Annotated in this window: 10 protein-coding genes, 2 tRNA genes and 3 rRNA genes; 6 read left to right on the forward strand and 9 right to left on the reverse strand. The window is 59.9% G+C overall.

What is annotated here, in order from left to right; all coding sequences use genetic code 11:
• Position 1: 1 nt before the first annotated feature.
• From H3H55_RS12220 to H3H55_RS12250, 7 genes are all read right to left on the reverse strand, one after another.
• The gene (locus H3H55_RS12220; RefSeq protein ID WP_006478295.1) at positions 2-148 is read right to left on the reverse strand and encodes a DUF3563 family protein; all 147 of its coding nucleotides are present in this window, start codon (positions 146-148) and stop codon (positions 2-4) included.
• Between the two features lie 216 nt (positions 149-364).
• A complete protein-coding gene (gene cueR / locus H3H55_RS12225; protein WP_193098747.1) occupies positions 365-769 on the reverse strand; it encodes a Cu(I)-responsive transcriptional regulator in 405 nt (134 codons plus the stop codon).
• A 253-nt stretch (positions 770-1,022) separates the two neighbouring features.
• A 5S ribosomal RNA gene (rrf, locus tag H3H55_RS12230) occupies positions 1,023-1,135 on the reverse strand.
• A 181-nt stretch (positions 1,136-1,316) separates the two neighbouring features.
• A 23S ribosomal RNA gene (locus H3H55_RS12235) occupies positions 1,317-4,198 on the reverse strand.
• A gap of 300 nt (positions 4,199-4,498) precedes the next feature.
• Positions 4,499-4,574 (reverse strand) — tRNA-Ala (locus H3H55_RS12240).
• 41 nt (positions 4,575-4,615) lie between these two features.
• A tRNA-Ile gene (locus tag H3H55_RS12245) sits at positions 4,616-4,692 on the reverse strand.
• Between the two features lie 63 nt (positions 4,693-4,755).
• Positions 4,756-6,288 (reverse strand): 16S ribosomal RNA (locus H3H55_RS12250).
• The 16S, 23S and 5S rRNA genes sit together here with 2 tRNA genes alongside, the layout of an rRNA operon.
• Before the next feature lie 565 nt (positions 6,289-6,853).
• Here H3H55_RS12250 and H3H55_RS12255 point away from each other — a divergent pair.
• The 4 genes from H3H55_RS12255 (at position 6,854) to H3H55_RS12270 (ending at position 10,655) form a co-directional block, all read left to right on the forward strand.
• Complete coding sequence (locus H3H55_RS12255; RefSeq protein ID WP_193098748.1) at positions 6,854-8,071, forward strand: DUF2863 family protein; 1,218 nt, start codon at positions 6,854-6,856, stop codon at positions 8,069-8,071.
• A 210-nt stretch (positions 8,072-8,281) separates the two neighbouring features.
• Positions 8,282-9,118, forward strand: a complete 837-nt coding sequence (locus H3H55_RS12260; RefSeq protein ID WP_193099486.1) for a LuxR C-terminal-related transcriptional regulator — start codon at positions 8,282-8,284, stop codon at positions 9,116-9,118.
• 75 nt (positions 9,119-9,193) lie between these two features.
• On the forward strand, positions 9,194-9,868 hold the full coding sequence (locus tag H3H55_RS12265; RefSeq protein ID WP_048249400.1) for an energy-coupling factor ABC transporter permease: 675 nt from the start codon (positions 9,194-9,196) through the stop codon (positions 9,866-9,868).
• A gap of 139 nt (positions 9,869-10,007) precedes the next feature.
• A complete protein-coding gene (locus H3H55_RS12270; protein WP_129512586.1) occupies positions 10,008-10,655 on the forward strand; it encodes a BspC domain-containing protein in 648 nt (215 codons plus the stop codon).
• A gap of 76 nt (positions 10,656-10,731) precedes the next feature.
• Here H3H55_RS12270 and H3H55_RS12275 read toward each other — a convergent pair whose 3' ends face one another.
• Positions 10,732-11,886 (reverse strand): M14-type cytosolic carboxypeptidase, encoded by a 1,155-nt coding sequence (locus H3H55_RS12275; protein WP_193098749.1) that lies wholly within the window; start codon positions 11,884-11,886, stop codon positions 10,732-10,734.
• A gap of 137 nt (positions 11,887-12,023) precedes the next feature.
• Positions 12,024-12,806, reverse strand: coding sequence for a peroxide stress protein YaaA (yaaA, locus tag H3H55_RS12280; protein ID WP_193098750.1), 783 nt, complete (start codon positions 12,804-12,806; stop codon positions 12,024-12,026).
• Positions 12,807-12,863: 57 nt separating this feature from the next.
• On the opposite strand from yaaA, the gene H3H55_RS12285 reads away from it, so the two are divergent.
• Complete coding sequence (locus H3H55_RS12285) at positions 12,864-13,361, forward strand: putative toxin-antitoxin system toxin component, PIN family (RefSeq protein ID WP_193098751.1); 498 nt, start codon at positions 12,864-12,866, stop codon at positions 13,359-13,361.
• 33 nt (positions 13,362-13,394) lie between these two features.
• Entirely contained in the window at positions 13,395-14,567 is a 1,173-nt protein-coding gene (locus tag H3H55_RS12290; protein ID WP_193098752.1) for a pyridoxal phosphate-dependent aminotransferase, read from the forward strand.
• Positions 14,568-14,594: the final 27 nt, after the last annotated feature.

Consider the following 14,594-nt stretch of genomic DNA (forward strand, 5'->3'; position numbering starts at 1 on the left):
ATTACAGCGAGTAGCCGTTGGTTTCGAGCGAGCGGATACGGCTCTCGAGCTGGACGATGTCCGACGACGTGGCGAGGTAAGCCTCACGGCGCTCACGTTCTGCGGATTCGAACCAGTTGCTCAGCTTTTCGACGATGTAGGCGATCATGACGTTCTCCAAGGAAGAGGGACCCCTGGTGAATCGAGATTCAGGGATTTCCCGTATAGGGTATTCCCGAATTATAACGACGCCGCACCAAGATGCTAGTGAAATACTTGCATGGAAGCCATTCCACTTTGGAATGCTCTCACGCAAATCCATCGCAAGCCATTGATTTTTATAGATATTGAATCAGACGCCCATTTCGGGCCTCGAGTGCACGCACTAATCTGGTTCACTGACGGGGTCGGCCAGGCGCGCCAAAATCGGGCATTCAGGCCGTCCGTCACCATGACAGTGCGCGGCCAGGTTGGCCAGCGTATCGCGCATGTCGCTCAGCTCCGCGATGCGCTTGTCGAGTTCGGCCACGTGTTCGAGCGCAATCGACTTCACCTCGGCGCTGGCGCGGGAGCGATCTTGCCAGAGCGTCAACAGCTTGCGGATGTCCTCGACGAGAAAACCGAGCCGTCGCGCCTGACGGATAAAGCGCAGGATATGGATTTCGTCCGCGCCGTAGACCCGGTAGCCGGCGTCGGTGCGCTTGCTCGGTGCAAGCAGGCCGACCTGTTCGTAGTACCGGATCATTTTTGCGCTGACTCCGGATTCGCGTGACGCGTCGCCGATATTCATTCCCCGCCCTCTCCATCAAGCCCTGGTTTCGAACATGAGCGTCGACGAAAGCAATCGCCGACGACATTTCGATCGTATCAAATCGCGCGGTTTCGTTCCGCGGTGAGGGCCGGCAGCGGGATGGACGGTGGCTGATCCGGCGTAGGTCGACGCGTCGATTGGGGCACGCTGCACTCGCCCGCCCGGGGTGTATATTTCGGCCGCCGAAATGCAAAAACCCCCGCCTTTCGGGCGGGGGTTCTTGGCTTAGGGAGCCTGACGATTACCTACTTTCACACGGGAATCCGCACTATCATCGGCGTAGAGTCGTTTCACGGTCCTGTTCGGGATGGGAAGGGGTGGGACCGACTCGCTATGGTCATCAGGCAAAGAGGGTTGTCGTGCTGCTTCGCAGCGCGACCAATCGGGAAGAAGCAGTAATTTTGGGTTGTGAGCTGTATCTCACACTAACGCGGTTACTCAACCGCTGTACGTCGAGTGCGCTGCACTCGACGCTCGATGTCCGTAAGCGCTAAAGCGCTAACGGGCATCGAGACAGACTTGTTATAGGATCAAGCCTTACGGGCAATTAGTATCAGTTAGCTGAACGCATTACTGCGCTTACACACCTGACCTATCAACGTCCTGGTCTCGAACGACCCTTCAAGGGGATCTAGTCCCCAGGGATATCTCATCTTAAGGCGAGTTTCCCGCTTAGATGCTTTCAGCGGTTATCTCTTCCGAACATAGCTACCCGGCGATGCCACTGGCGTGACAACCGGTACACCAGAGGTTCGTCCACTCCGGTCCTCTCGTACTAGGAGCAGCCCCCTTCAAATATCCAACGCCCACGGCAGATAGGGACCAAACTGTCTCACGACGTTTTAAACCCAGCTCACGTACCTCTTTAAATGGCGAACAGCCATACCCTTGGGACCGGCTACAGCCCCAGGATGAGATGAGCCGACATCGAGGTGCCAAACACCGCCGTCGATATGAACTCTTGGGCGGTATCAGCCTGTTATCCCCAGAGTACCTTTTATCCGTTGAGCGATGGCCCTTCCATACAGAACCACCGGATCACTATGACCTGCTTTCGCACCTGCTCGACTTGTCGGTCTCGCAGTTAAGCACGCTTATGCCATTGCACTATCAGCACGATTTCCGACCGTACCTAGCGTACCTTCGTACTCCTCCGTTACGCTTTGGGAGGAGACCGCCCCAGTCAAACTGCCTACCATGCACTGTCCCCGACCCGGATCACGGGCCAAGGTTAGAACCTCAAACAAACCAGGGTGGTATTTCAAGGACGGCTCCACCGAAACTAGCGTTCCGGTTTCATAGCCTCCCACCTATCCTACACAGATCGGTTCAAAGTCCAATGCAAAGCTACAGTAAAGGTTCATGGGGTCTTTCCGTCTAGCCGCGGGTAGATTGCATCATCACAAACACTTCAACTTCGCTGAGTCTCGGGAGGAGACAGTGTGGCCATCGTTACGCCATTCGTGCAGGTCGGAACTTACCCGACAAGGAATTTCGCTACCTTAGGACCGTTATAGTTACGGCCGCCGTTTACCGGGACTTCAATCAAGAGCTTGCACCCCATCATTTAATCTTCCGGCACCGGGCAGGCGTCACACCCTATACGTCCACTTTCGTGTTTGCAGAGTGCTGTGTTTTTATTAAACAGTCGCAGCCACCAGTTTATTGCAACCCCTTCACCCTTTGCCCGCAGGGGCATCAAGCTACAAGGGCGTACCTTATCCCGAAGTTACGGTACCAATTTGCCGAGTTCCTTCTCCCGAGTTCTCTCAAGCGCCTTAGAATACTCATCTCGCCCACCTGTGTCGGTTTGCGGTACGGTCATCGTTAGACTGAAGCTTAGAGGCTTTTCTTGGAACCACTTCCAATTGCTTCGCTCCCTAAGGAGCTCGCGCCACACCCTTGAATTCCGCGCCCGGATTTGCCTAAGCGCCTTCTCCAATGCAGCGACCGGGACTTCCAACACCCGGACAACCTTCCGCGATCCGTCCCCCCATCGCATCTAACAATGGTGCAGGAATATTGACCTGCTTCCCATCAGCTACGCATTTCTGCCTCGCCTTAGGGGCCGACTCACCCTACGCCGATGAACGTTGCGTAGGAAACCTTGGGCTTACGGCGAGGGGGCCTTTCACCCCCTTTATCGCTACTCATGTCAGCATTCGCACTTCTGATACCTCCAGCATCCCTTCCGAGACACCTTCGCAGGCTTACAGAACGCTCTCCTACCATGCGTGCAAAGCACGCATCCGCAGCTTCGGTATATAGCTTAGCCCCGTTACATCTTCCGCGCAGGACGACTCGATCAGTGAGCTATTACGCTTTCTTTAAAGGGTGGCTGCTTCTAAGCCAACCTCCTGACTGTTTTAGCCTTCCCACTTCGTTTCCCACTTAGCTATATTTGGGGACCTTAGCTGGCGGTCTGGGTTGTTTCCCTCTTGACACCGGACGTTAGCACCCGATGTCTGTCTCCCGTGATTGCACTCTTCGGTATTCGGAGTTTGCTATGGCGGGGTAATCTGCAATAGACCCCCCAACCATGACAGTGCTCTACCCCCGAAGGTGAGACACGAGGCACTACCTAAATAGTTTTCGGAGAGAACCAGCTATTTCCAAGTTTGTTTAGCCTTTCACCCCTATCCACAGCTCATCCCCTAACTTTTCAACGTTAGTGGGTTCGGACCTCCAGTACGTGTTACCGCACCTTCATCCTGGCCATGGATAGATCACTTGGTTTCGGGTCTACGCCCAGCAACTGAACGCCCTATTCGGACTCGCTTTCGCTACGCCTGCCCTATACGGTTAAGCTTGCTACTGAACGTAAGTCGCTGACCCATTATACAAAAGGTACGCCGTCACCCCTTGCGAGGCTCCGACTGTTTGTATGCATGCGGTTTCAGGATCTATTTCACTCCCCTCCCGGGGTTCTTTTCGCCTTTCCCTCACGGTACTGGTTCACTATCGGTCGATCACGAGTATTTAGCCTTGGAGGATGGTCCCCCCATCTTCAGACAGGATTTCACGTGTCCCGCCCTACTTGTCGTACACCTAGTTCTTTCATACTGTTTTCGCCTACGGGGCTATCACCCGCTATGGCCGCACTTTCCAGAGCGTTCGGCTAACAATACAAATAAAGAGTACAAGGCTCATCCCATTTCGCTCGCCACTACTTTGGGAATCTCGGTTGATTTCTTTTCCTGCGGTTACTTAGATGTTTCAGTTCACCGCGTTCGCTTCGCATGGCCTATGTATTCAGCCATGGATACTCCAAAAGGAGTGGGTTTCCCCATTCGGACATCTACGGATCAAAGCTTGTTTGCCAGCTCCCCGTAGCTTTTCGCAGGCTACCGCGTCCTTCATCGCCTGTGATCGCCAAGGCATCCACCACATGCACTTGTTCGCTTGACCCTATAACGAGTCTGTCTCTCCGACAGTCGTTACAGGTTGAGTTTTCGCGTTGTGCCGTATTCCAATTGAGTCAAACATAGAGTTCGAATCATCTTGAGATACATCGATACAATCACAACCCGGATAGTTTTCACGTCCATCTCAAGACGCTTCCGCTATCCAAATTACTTACTTCTTCCAGATTGTTAAAGAACGACAGCCGATACGTACTACGTATCACTCTGACTGGCTCAATCGCCAATGGCAAATGCTCGTCTCACACGTCACTTACGTGTGATCCAAACGCTTCCCGTTGAAGATTGGTGGAGGCAGACGGGATCGAACCGACGACCCCCTGCTTGCAAAGCAGGTGCTCTCCCAGCTGAGCTATGCCCCCATGAGTACAGATTCCTCAGGTACTACCGCCAGACAAGACATTGGTGGGTCTGGTTGGATTCGAACCAACGACCCCCGCCTTATCAAGACGGTGCTCTAACCGACTGAGCTACAGACCCCTGAGTCTGTCTTTAATTTACAGCCGATAAGCGTGAGCGCTCAACTTTGCGAGATAGCTCTAGAAAGGAGGTGATCCAGCCGCACCTTCCGATACGGCTACCTTGTTACGACTTCACCCCAGTCATGAATCCTACCGTGGTGACCGTCCTCCTTGCGGTTAGACTAGCCACTTCTGGTAAAACCCACTCCCATGGTGTGACGGGCGGTGTGTACAAGACCCGGGAACGTATTCACCGCGGCATGCTGATCCGCGATTACTAGCGATTCCAGCTTCATGCACTCGAGTTGCAGAGTGCAATCCGGACTACGATCGGTTTTCTGGGATTAGCTCCCCCTCGCGGGTTGGCAACCCTCTGTTCCGACCATTGTATGACGTGTGAAGCCCTACCCATAAGGGCCATGAGGACTTGACGTCATCCCCACCTTCCTCCGGTTTGTCACCGGCAGTCTCCTTAGAGTGCTCTTGCGTAGCAACTAAGGACAAGGGTTGCGCTCGTTGCGGGACTTAACCCAACATCTCACGACACGAGCTGACGACAGCCATGCAGCACCTGTGTATCGGTTCTCTTTCGAGCACTCCCACCTCTCAGCGGGATTCCGACCATGTCAAGGGTAGGTAAGGTTTTTCGCGTTGCATCGAATTAATCCACATCATCCACCGCTTGTGCGGGTCCCCGTCAATTCCTTTGAGTTTTAATCTTGCGACCGTACTCCCCAGGCGGTCAACTTCACGCGTTAGCTACGTTACTAAGGAAATGAATCCCCAACAACTAGTTGACATCGTTTAGGGCGTGGACTACCAGGGTATCTAATCCTGTTTGCTCCCCACGCTTTCGTGCATGAGCGTCAGTATTGGCCCAGGGGGCTGCCTTCGCCATCGGTATTCCTCCACATCTCTACGCATTTCACTGCTACACGTGGAATTCTACCCCCCTCTGCCATACTCTAGCCTGCCAGTCACCAATGCAGTTCCCAGGTTGAGCCCGGGGATTTCACATCGGTCTTAGCAAACCGCCTGCGCACGCTTTACGCCCAGTAATTCCGATTAACGCTCGCACCCTACGTATTACCGCGGCTGCTGGCACGTAGTTAGCCGGTGCTTATTCTTCCGGTACCGTCATCCCCCGACTGTATTAGAGCCAAGGATTTCTTTCCGGACAAAAGTGCTTTACAACCCGAAGGCCTTCTTCACACACGCGGCATTGCTGGATCAGGCTTTCGCCCATTGTCCAAAATTCCCCACTGCTGCCTCCCGTAGGAGTCTGGGCCGTGTCTCAGTCCCAGTGTGGCTGGTCGTCCTCTCAGACCAGCTACTGATCGTCGCCTTGGTAGGCCTTTACCCCACCAACTAGCTAATCAGCCATCGGCCAACCCTATAGCGCGAGGCCCGAAGGTCCCCCGCTTTCATCCGTAGATCGTATGCGGTATTAATCCGGCTTTCGCCGGGCTATCCCCCACTACAGGACATGTTCCGATGTATTACTCACCCGTTCGCCACTCGCCACCAGGTGCAAGCACCCGTGCTGCCGTTCGACTTGCATGTGTAAGGCATGCCGCCAGCGTTCAATCTGAGCCAGGATCAAACTCTTCAGTTTAAACCTGTTACTGTTTTCGGTTCAGTTAAGAACCGGTCGCTCACTCAAAGCTGACAGGAATATGAATTGCTTCATAAACCTGACTTACTTTAGTGTGAGACTCTTGATACTTTTGCTATCTGATCCGAGGATCAGCTCGCTTCCATCAAGCGCCCACACTTATCGGCTGTTAATTTTTAAAGAGCAATCTGCGAGGAACTTGGTGTTTCTCAGCAGCGCTGCGTTTTCAGCAGCAGAGAAGCGAGATTATGAACCGTGTTTCGCAGCTCGTCAACAACTTTTTAACTGCTTCGTTGCGACTGCGGGGTTCAACTTCGAGTGCTGCCAGGGCTCGTTACCACCACACCCCAACCGCACCGCTTCCCTCTCCCGCGCTGCGTTTCCGTTAGCGCGAAAGAGGCGTGATTCTATGCACCCCGCCCCGTTCGCGCAAGGGGTTTGAAGCAACTTTTTTACAAAAGCCGTCATTCGGCCGTCCGGCCATGCCTGGGCACGAGACCGCTTATGGTGCAAAGAACGGACTAGAATGTGAGGTTCTTCGCCTCTTTCTATATACGTCTTTAATATGCGCCAGCGAATCGCCAAACGCCTCCCCCCCGATGCCGACAAACTGGTTGGTCTGTCGCTTGCGCTCTTCGCCTCGGGCAGCCGCATCGAGGATCGCTTCTGGGAAGCGAAGCTCGATGCGCTGCTTGCCAAGATTGTCCGCAACGGCAACCAGACCACGCTCGACGCAGCGCTCGACCATCTTCAGCAGAATCATCCCGATGCCTACGGCGCGCTCGCCGACATGGCCGAGACCCATAGCGAGTCGATGGTGATCGAGCACGACGGCCAGCCGTACGACGCGCTGCTGGTCGCCGTCCCGGTGCTCGCCTGGACGCGCTACATGATTCCATCGGGCCCGCTCAAGAGTGACGTTGCCGACGCACTGCGAACGCACCTGCAGGCCCATGTCCTCGCGAACGGTACACTCGTCGGGCTTGCGCCGTTCCTCTACAGCATCGACCAGCTGCCGCGGCACCACGTCGAAACCTACCGGCTTGCCCAGCAGCTCGCGCATTCGGCGATCACCCAGCACACGCCCAAGCTCAGCTTCGGCGACCTGCCCGAAACCTCGCCGATCCTCGCCGACCCGCGCTTCCTGCTCGCCGTCGTCGCCGCGCCCGTCGGCGCGTCGCTGTTCCGCTGGCAGGAAGAAGAAAGCGGCAGCCGGATCGAACGCGGCCAGTGCCTCGAGCAATGGACGGCCCAGGGCGGCCCGAACCTGTCGATCGCACTGCCCGGCTGCGAGTTCGAATGCCTGCTTCCGGACGCGTACTATTCGGCGTGCCGGGATGCGGACGAACGCATTCGTCCGCACACGGTGCGAACCGCCATTCGTTATCTTTTCGACACACTTGGTGTGGCACCGCAGGAACTCCGCGCGGTGGTCGCCGGCTTCGGCGAACGCCGTATCGACGAATATCGTGTCGGCTTCACGCGACGTGCCAGCAACGATGTGATCTACGGTGTCGTGTGGCCGCTCTACGGTCGCGAAAACGGCGACGTGTCGACCGACAGCGCGACGCTCGAAGGCGAGGCGCCGATCGAAGGGCCGCTCGAGGAAATCGTGAGCCTGCTGAAGGAATGCGGCGTAACCGACGTCCGCAGGCACGCCGGCCGCTTCGAGCCCGAATACTGCGACGACTGCGGCGTGCCGCTCTACGCGGATCCGCTCGGCGAAATCGTCCACGCGGAAATGCCGGAAGACGCGTCGCCCGCCCAACCGCACTTCCACTGACCGCGCGCCGCGGGCCCACCCGGCCTGCCCGCCCGAAGCCGCTCCCGGTTCCCGCCGGAGCGGCTTTTTTCTTGTCCGCTATTCCGCCGCCCGAATTTTCAGACTTTTCCTAAGCCTTTCAGCCAAGCAGACATCGTGTAAGGTCTTTGTCATTATCGGACCCAAGGCATGACCGACGGCAAATCAATGACTCACCTTAGGAGGTTGAATATGCGGTTCCTGGTGCTCAATTCAGACGCCGAGCGGCGCGACGGACTGAAGGCCCTGTTGCGGCAGATCGACCGTCACGCCAGCATCAACGATGCGCCCGACGGCTTCCAGGCGCGCCGGCTGCTGCGCACCCAGCGTTTCGACCTCGTCGCGATCGACTGGCTGGACGTCGGCCGGCTCAGCGAGCTTCAGGCGCTGTGCAGCGCGTGCTCGCCGACACCCGCCGCCGTACTGGTCGACGAAGCGTCGCCGGAATCCATCCAGCGCTTCTTCAACTACGGTGTCGCGGGCGTGATCCCACATTCCACGCGGCCGCACCTGATCGTACGCGCGCTCGAGATGGTGCTGCTGGGTGGGCACTACATCCCGCCGATTGCCCTCAGCCTGCTGCCCTCCGCAGCCGCGGTCCGCCACGATGCCCATTTCCAGACGCTCGCCGGATCGCTGCCCCGCCGCCCGCCGAGCGGCCTCTTGTCGCCGCGACAAGCGCAGATCATGCGCTTCGTCCACATGGGCAGCACGAACAAGATGATCGCCCGTACGCTCGGCATCAGCGAAGGTACCGTGAAGATCCACCTCGCCAGTATCTTCCAGCAGCTTGGCGCCGCGAACCGCGCCGCCGCGGTCGCGATCTACAACGGCTGGCTGTCGCCCCACCTCGAGGTGCTGCTGGCGAACCGCAGCCGCGCGTGCAAGCCGGCCATCGGCGAACACGGTCCGGCTCCACATCGGGCGCAACGGAACGACCATCCGTACCCGTTGCCGGCCGCGAATGCCGGTACGCAAGACCTGCCGCTCGCCGCAGAGCCGCCGGCGCGGTTCCGGCGCGAACGCTAGGCCAACAGTCTCGATATTGCGACGGTCGGTATGTGCGGATTCCCACCTTTGATGCTCAACGAGTAATATGAACGCATGGGTTTTCTTTTCACACCGCTTCCGCTCTGGATTGGCATCGGTGGCTGGATCGCCGCCGCGGCCCTGCTCGCACTCGCGATCTGGAATCGCCCCTTCGTGCGCCTGCAGGACGCCACGCTCCAGCACGTGTGGCTCGCGCTCGTCACCGCGATCGCGGTCCTCTGGGCCTCGAATGCCTGGCTCGAAGACGGCATCGTCATGCATCTGCTTGGCGCAACGCTGCTCGTCACGCTGTTCGACTGGACACTCGCGCTGATCGCAATGGGCGCCGTCACGGCGGTTGCCGCGATCATCTTCGACGCGCCGTGGCAAGGCATTGGCCTGACCTATCTGATCTACGGTGCGCTGCCTGTCGCCGTGTCGGCGTTGCTGCAGCGCGCCGCACTCGCATGGCTGCCGCACAATCTCGCATCGTTCATCACCGGCCAGGGATTCCTGTCGCCGGCCATCGCGATCATCGCGGTCGCGGCTGCCGCGGCCGGTGTCCAGCTCGCGCTTGCGGATGGCGTGCCCGTCGTGATTCCGGCCGGCTATCTGCTGAACACGGCGCTGCTCGCGCTCGGCGAAGCGTGGTTCACGGGCATGGCGACCGCACTCATCGCCGTCTATCGCCCCGCGTGGGTCACGACCTTCGACGTCCGGCGCTATCGCCTCGGCGGCCCGCGCGCCTGAATTCCCTTCCGATCACGGCACCGTCGACACGTGTCGGCGGCCGCTTCCGCGGCGCGGGAGAATATGCCGTCTACTGCCGCACAACTTTTTTACGCTAAGATTGAACTCCTGTTCTTCATCGGGCATCTATACGTGCCCGATGTCTCATTCGCTCCTCACCAATAACCAGATGGACAGCTCACCTGCCTCGCTCCGGATTTTCCGGGCGCTCGGCAAGCTGGCAGCCTGTATCGCGGGCCTGTCGCTTGCGCTTCCGACACCGGTGTTCGCCGACCTGCTCGACCAGCGCTCCGAACTGATCAACAAATTCGTCAACGAAATGCATGCCGATCCGCTCGCTGCCGATTGTGCGGCGCACGGCAGCTTCATCGCCAGCACGTCGTCGGCCTTCGACCGTGTCGACTTCGCGCCGAACGCATTCGACAGCGGCAACGCGACGATCACGCCGTGGAACGACTCGTTCGACCAGGGCAAGCAGCGCGTGAAGGTCGACAACATCGTCACGGTCGATGGACTCGGCATCCACAATGACGGCAGCGACGCGACGCCGCTTAAATTCCGTTGCGGCTATGTCGGCCAGCAGATGCTCGCGTTCAGCTGGAACGATCCCGTTCCGCCGCTGAAGCCGCGCGCCGAACGCTCCACGTCTTCGACGAAGAAGTTCAAGGGCAAGTCGCACCGAGGCAAGGCCAAGGCATCGGGCCGCACCGGCAAGAAGGCCGTCGCAACGAAAAAGTCGAGCGGCCAGAAGAAGGTCGTGAAGAAGAAAACCGCGAAGAAGTCCTGATACGACGACGCAGCAACGACAAAAAAAGCCGGGGCATCGCAGGATGCCCCGGCTTTTTTATACGACGACGGTACGCTTACGCGAACGCGTCGACGTGCACCAGGATCGCGGCCAGCATCGCCGCGCCGAGCGCCGCACTGCGCTCGCCGTTCCAGCCGACCCGCTCGTCGGGCAGGTTCGCGTTGTCCTTGAACGGCATCTCGAGCGTCAGCGACAGGCAGCCGAACTGGTGGCCGATGTACTTCGACGCGAGCTTGAGCGCGTCTTCCTTGTACTTGCTCGCCGCGTAGCCATGCTCGGTCTGGAAGTCGGGGCTCGCCACCTTGAACGCGTCGATGAACGCGGTCTGCTCCTTGCCCTGCTGCTCGGTGAAGCTCGGCAGCATCTCCGAACCGGCAACGAACACGTACGGCAGATCCTCGTCACCGTGAATGTCGAAGAACATGTCGCAACCGATCGCGTGGATCGCGTCGCGCACGGCCAGCACCTCGGGGCTGCGCTCGGCGTCGGGCGCCATCCACTCGCGGTTCAGGTTCGCGCCTGCCGCATTGGTGCGCAGGTTGCCGTGCACGCTGCCGTCCGGGTTCATGTTCGGGACGATGTGGAACGTCACGCGATCGTAGAGCTTGCGCGCGACCGGATCGCCGGCCCAGTCACCCCATCCGGCCAGCCGCTTGACGAGGCCCTCGACGAACCATTCGGCCATTGTCTCGCCGGGATGCTGGCGCGCGATGATCCACACCTTCTTCTTCGGTTCACCGTCGGTTTCCGGCGTGCCGAGCGTCAGCAGCGACATCGGGCGGCCTTCGACCGTGCGGCCGAGCTCGACGACGCTCGCCTGCGGCAACTGCTGGACCGCGCCGAGAAATGCCGCGTGACGTTCTTCCGAGTACGGTTCGAAATACGCGTAGTAGATGCTGTCGAACTCGGGCGTATGGTCGATGGTCATCGTCTTGCCGTCGAACGTCGTCGGCACGCGGAACCAGTCGACGCGGTCGTAGCTCGCCACTGCGTTGTAGTTGCGCCAGCCGGACGGATACGCGCAGTCGGCCGCATTCTCGAACGTCATCACGCAGCGCTCGCCGCGTGCACCCGTCAAGCGGTAGTAAAACCATTGCGCGAATTCCGAGCGGCTGTCGCCACGTACGCGCAGCCGAATCGCATCGGGGCTGTCGCACGACACGACGTCGATTGCGCCTGCGTCGAAATTGCTGGTGATCGAAAGGGTCATCTGTCTCTCCTCTGTCGACCGGAGTTGGCGCTTCAGCGCTTACTCCGGTCCCATGCAAAGCAGTCGGCCGAAACCGGCGGTGTGTCGCCTGCCCGGCCTCATGCATGCGCCGGCCATCTCGTGAACGGCCGGCATGGTTACTCGCCGACTCGCCGGCGATATACGTAAGTCGAATCGTTCGACGCAGCCGCGTCGAATGCGTAGCCTTCCATCGCGAACTCCTGCAGCGCCTTCGGCTCGGTAATACGGTTCTCGACGATGAAACGCGCCATCAGGCCGCGCGCACGCTTCGCATGGAAGCTGATGATCTTGTAGCGGCCGCCCTTCCAGTCCTCGAACACCGGCGTGATGACGGGCGCGGCCAGCAGTTTCGGCTTGACCGACTTGAAGTACTCGGTCGACGCGCAGTTGACCAGCACGCGCGCCGCGCCGCTGCGCGTCTCGAGCTGTTCGTTCAGCGCGCGCGTGATGCGGTCGCCCCAGAACGCGTACAGATCCTTGCCGCGCGCGTTCGCGAAGCGCGTACCCATCTCGAGCCGGTACGGCTGCAGCAGGTCGAGCGGACGCAGCAGCCCGTACAGGCCCGACAGCACGCGCACGTGCTGCTGCGCATAGTCGAGATCGGCGGACGACAGCGATTTCGCGTCGAATCCTTCATATACGTCGCCGTTGAACGCGAGCACGGCCTGCTTCGCATTGGCCGGCGTAAAGGTCGGCGACCAGTCCGCGTAGCGCTGGAAGTTCAGGCGCGCGAGCGGATCGGAAATATCCATCAGCGTCGCGATGTCCTGCGGCGAAAGCTTGCGCAGGCCGTCGATCAGTTCCGACGCGTCGTCGACGAATGCAGGCTTCGTGTAAGACTGGACGTGCGCAGGCGTATCGTAGTCGAGGGATTTGGCTGGAGAGAGAACGATTATCATAGAGGCTCGCTGGCACGCCGTGCCTTGCGGTCAGACGAAAACCACCGATTGTAACGAATGACCCGCTCTCTCGCCCCGCACACCGTGCACCGCGTCGTGCTCGACTCGAACGTCTGGATCGACATTCTCGTATTCGACGACCCCGCTACGCGCCCGATCCGGGCCGCGCTGGAACGCGGCACGCTTGCCGCCGTGATCGACGGCCGCTGCCTGACGGAGCTCGAGTATGTGCTCGATTATCCGCAGTTCCAGGCGCGCGCGGTCGACAAGGCCGCCGCGCTCGCGACCGTCGCCCGCCTGGCGAGCCTCGTCGAGCCGCCGCCCGTCGACGCCGACGCGCCGCCGCTACCGAAATGCAAGGACCGCGACGACCAGAAGTTTCTCGAACTCGCCCGCGCCGCGCAGGCCGAATGGCTCGTCTCGAAAGACCGTGCGCTGCTGAAGCTCGCGAAGCGCACCGCACGCGACTTTGGCTTCCGGATCGCGCAACCGGCGCCGTTTGCCGAGGCCTGCGCGCTCGACACCGCACCGATCACCACGGCCACGCCGGCCTGACGCACCAGTCTCCACCCGATTTCGACCGTATCGATGAACGCTCCTTCAGACATGCCCACGACGCCCGTTTTCCCCTCGCGCCTGCCGAACGTCGGCACGACGATCTTCACGGTCATGAGCGCGCTTGCCGCCGAAAAAGGCGCCGTGAACCTCGGCCAGGGATTCCCCGATTTCGATTGCGATCCGCGCATCGTCGACGCCGTCGCGGCCGCGATGCGCAACGGGCACAACCAGTATCCGCCGATGGCCGGCGTCGCGCCGCTACGCGACGCGATCGCCGACAAGATCGCGCAGGTCTACGGCCGGCGCTACGATCCGGCCACCGAAATCACGGTGACGGCCGGCGCGACGCAGGCGCTGCTGACGGCGATCCTGTGCGCGGTGCATCCGGGCGATGAAGTGATCGTCGTCGAACCGACTTACGACAGCTACCTGCCGTCGATCGAACTCGCGGGTGGCACGCCCGTGTTCGTCACGCTGGAAGCGCCGGACTACGCGATCCCGTTCGACCGTCTCGCGGCCGCGATCACGCCGAAAACACGCATGATCCTGATCAACACGCCGCATAACCCGACGGGTACCGTGTGGCGCGAGGCGGACATGCGCAGGCTCGAGGACATCGTGCGCGGCACCAACGTGCTGATCGTGTCCGACGAGGTCTACGAGCACATGGTCTATGACGGCGCGCGCCACGAGAGCGTTGCACGCTATCCGGAACTCGCGTCGCGCAGCTTCATCGTGTCGAGCTTCGGCAAGACCTATCACGTGACGGGCTGGAAGGTCGGCTACGTCGCGGCGCCCGTAGCGCTGACCGCGGAATTCCGCAAGGTCCACCAGTTCAACGTCTTCACGGTGAACACGCCGATGCAGATCGGGCTCGCCGACTACCTGCGCGACCCGGCCCCGTACCTGACGCTCGCCGGCTTCTACCAGAAGAAACGCGACTTCTTCCGTGCCGGCCTCGAGCGCACGCGCTTCAAGCTGCTGCCGTGCACGGGCACGTACTTCCAGTGCGTCGATTACTCGGCGATCAGCGACCTGCCCGAAGCGGAATTCTCGAAATGGCTCACGTCGGAGATCGGCGTGGCCGCGATTCCGGTGTCGGCGTTCTATCACGAGCCGCACGAATCGGGGGTCGTGCGCTTCTGCTTCGCGAAGCAGGAACGCACGCTCGCGTCCGCGCTCGAGCGGCTCGCCAGCCTGTAAGTCCCGCACGGGGCGGCCCGCGCCGCC

Origin of the sequence: Burkholderia sp. Z1 (assembly GCF_014893795.1) — a bacterium.
GTDB classification, from domain to species: domain Bacteria; phylum Pseudomonadota; class Gammaproteobacteria; order Burkholderiales; family Burkholderiaceae; genus Burkholderia; species Burkholderia theae.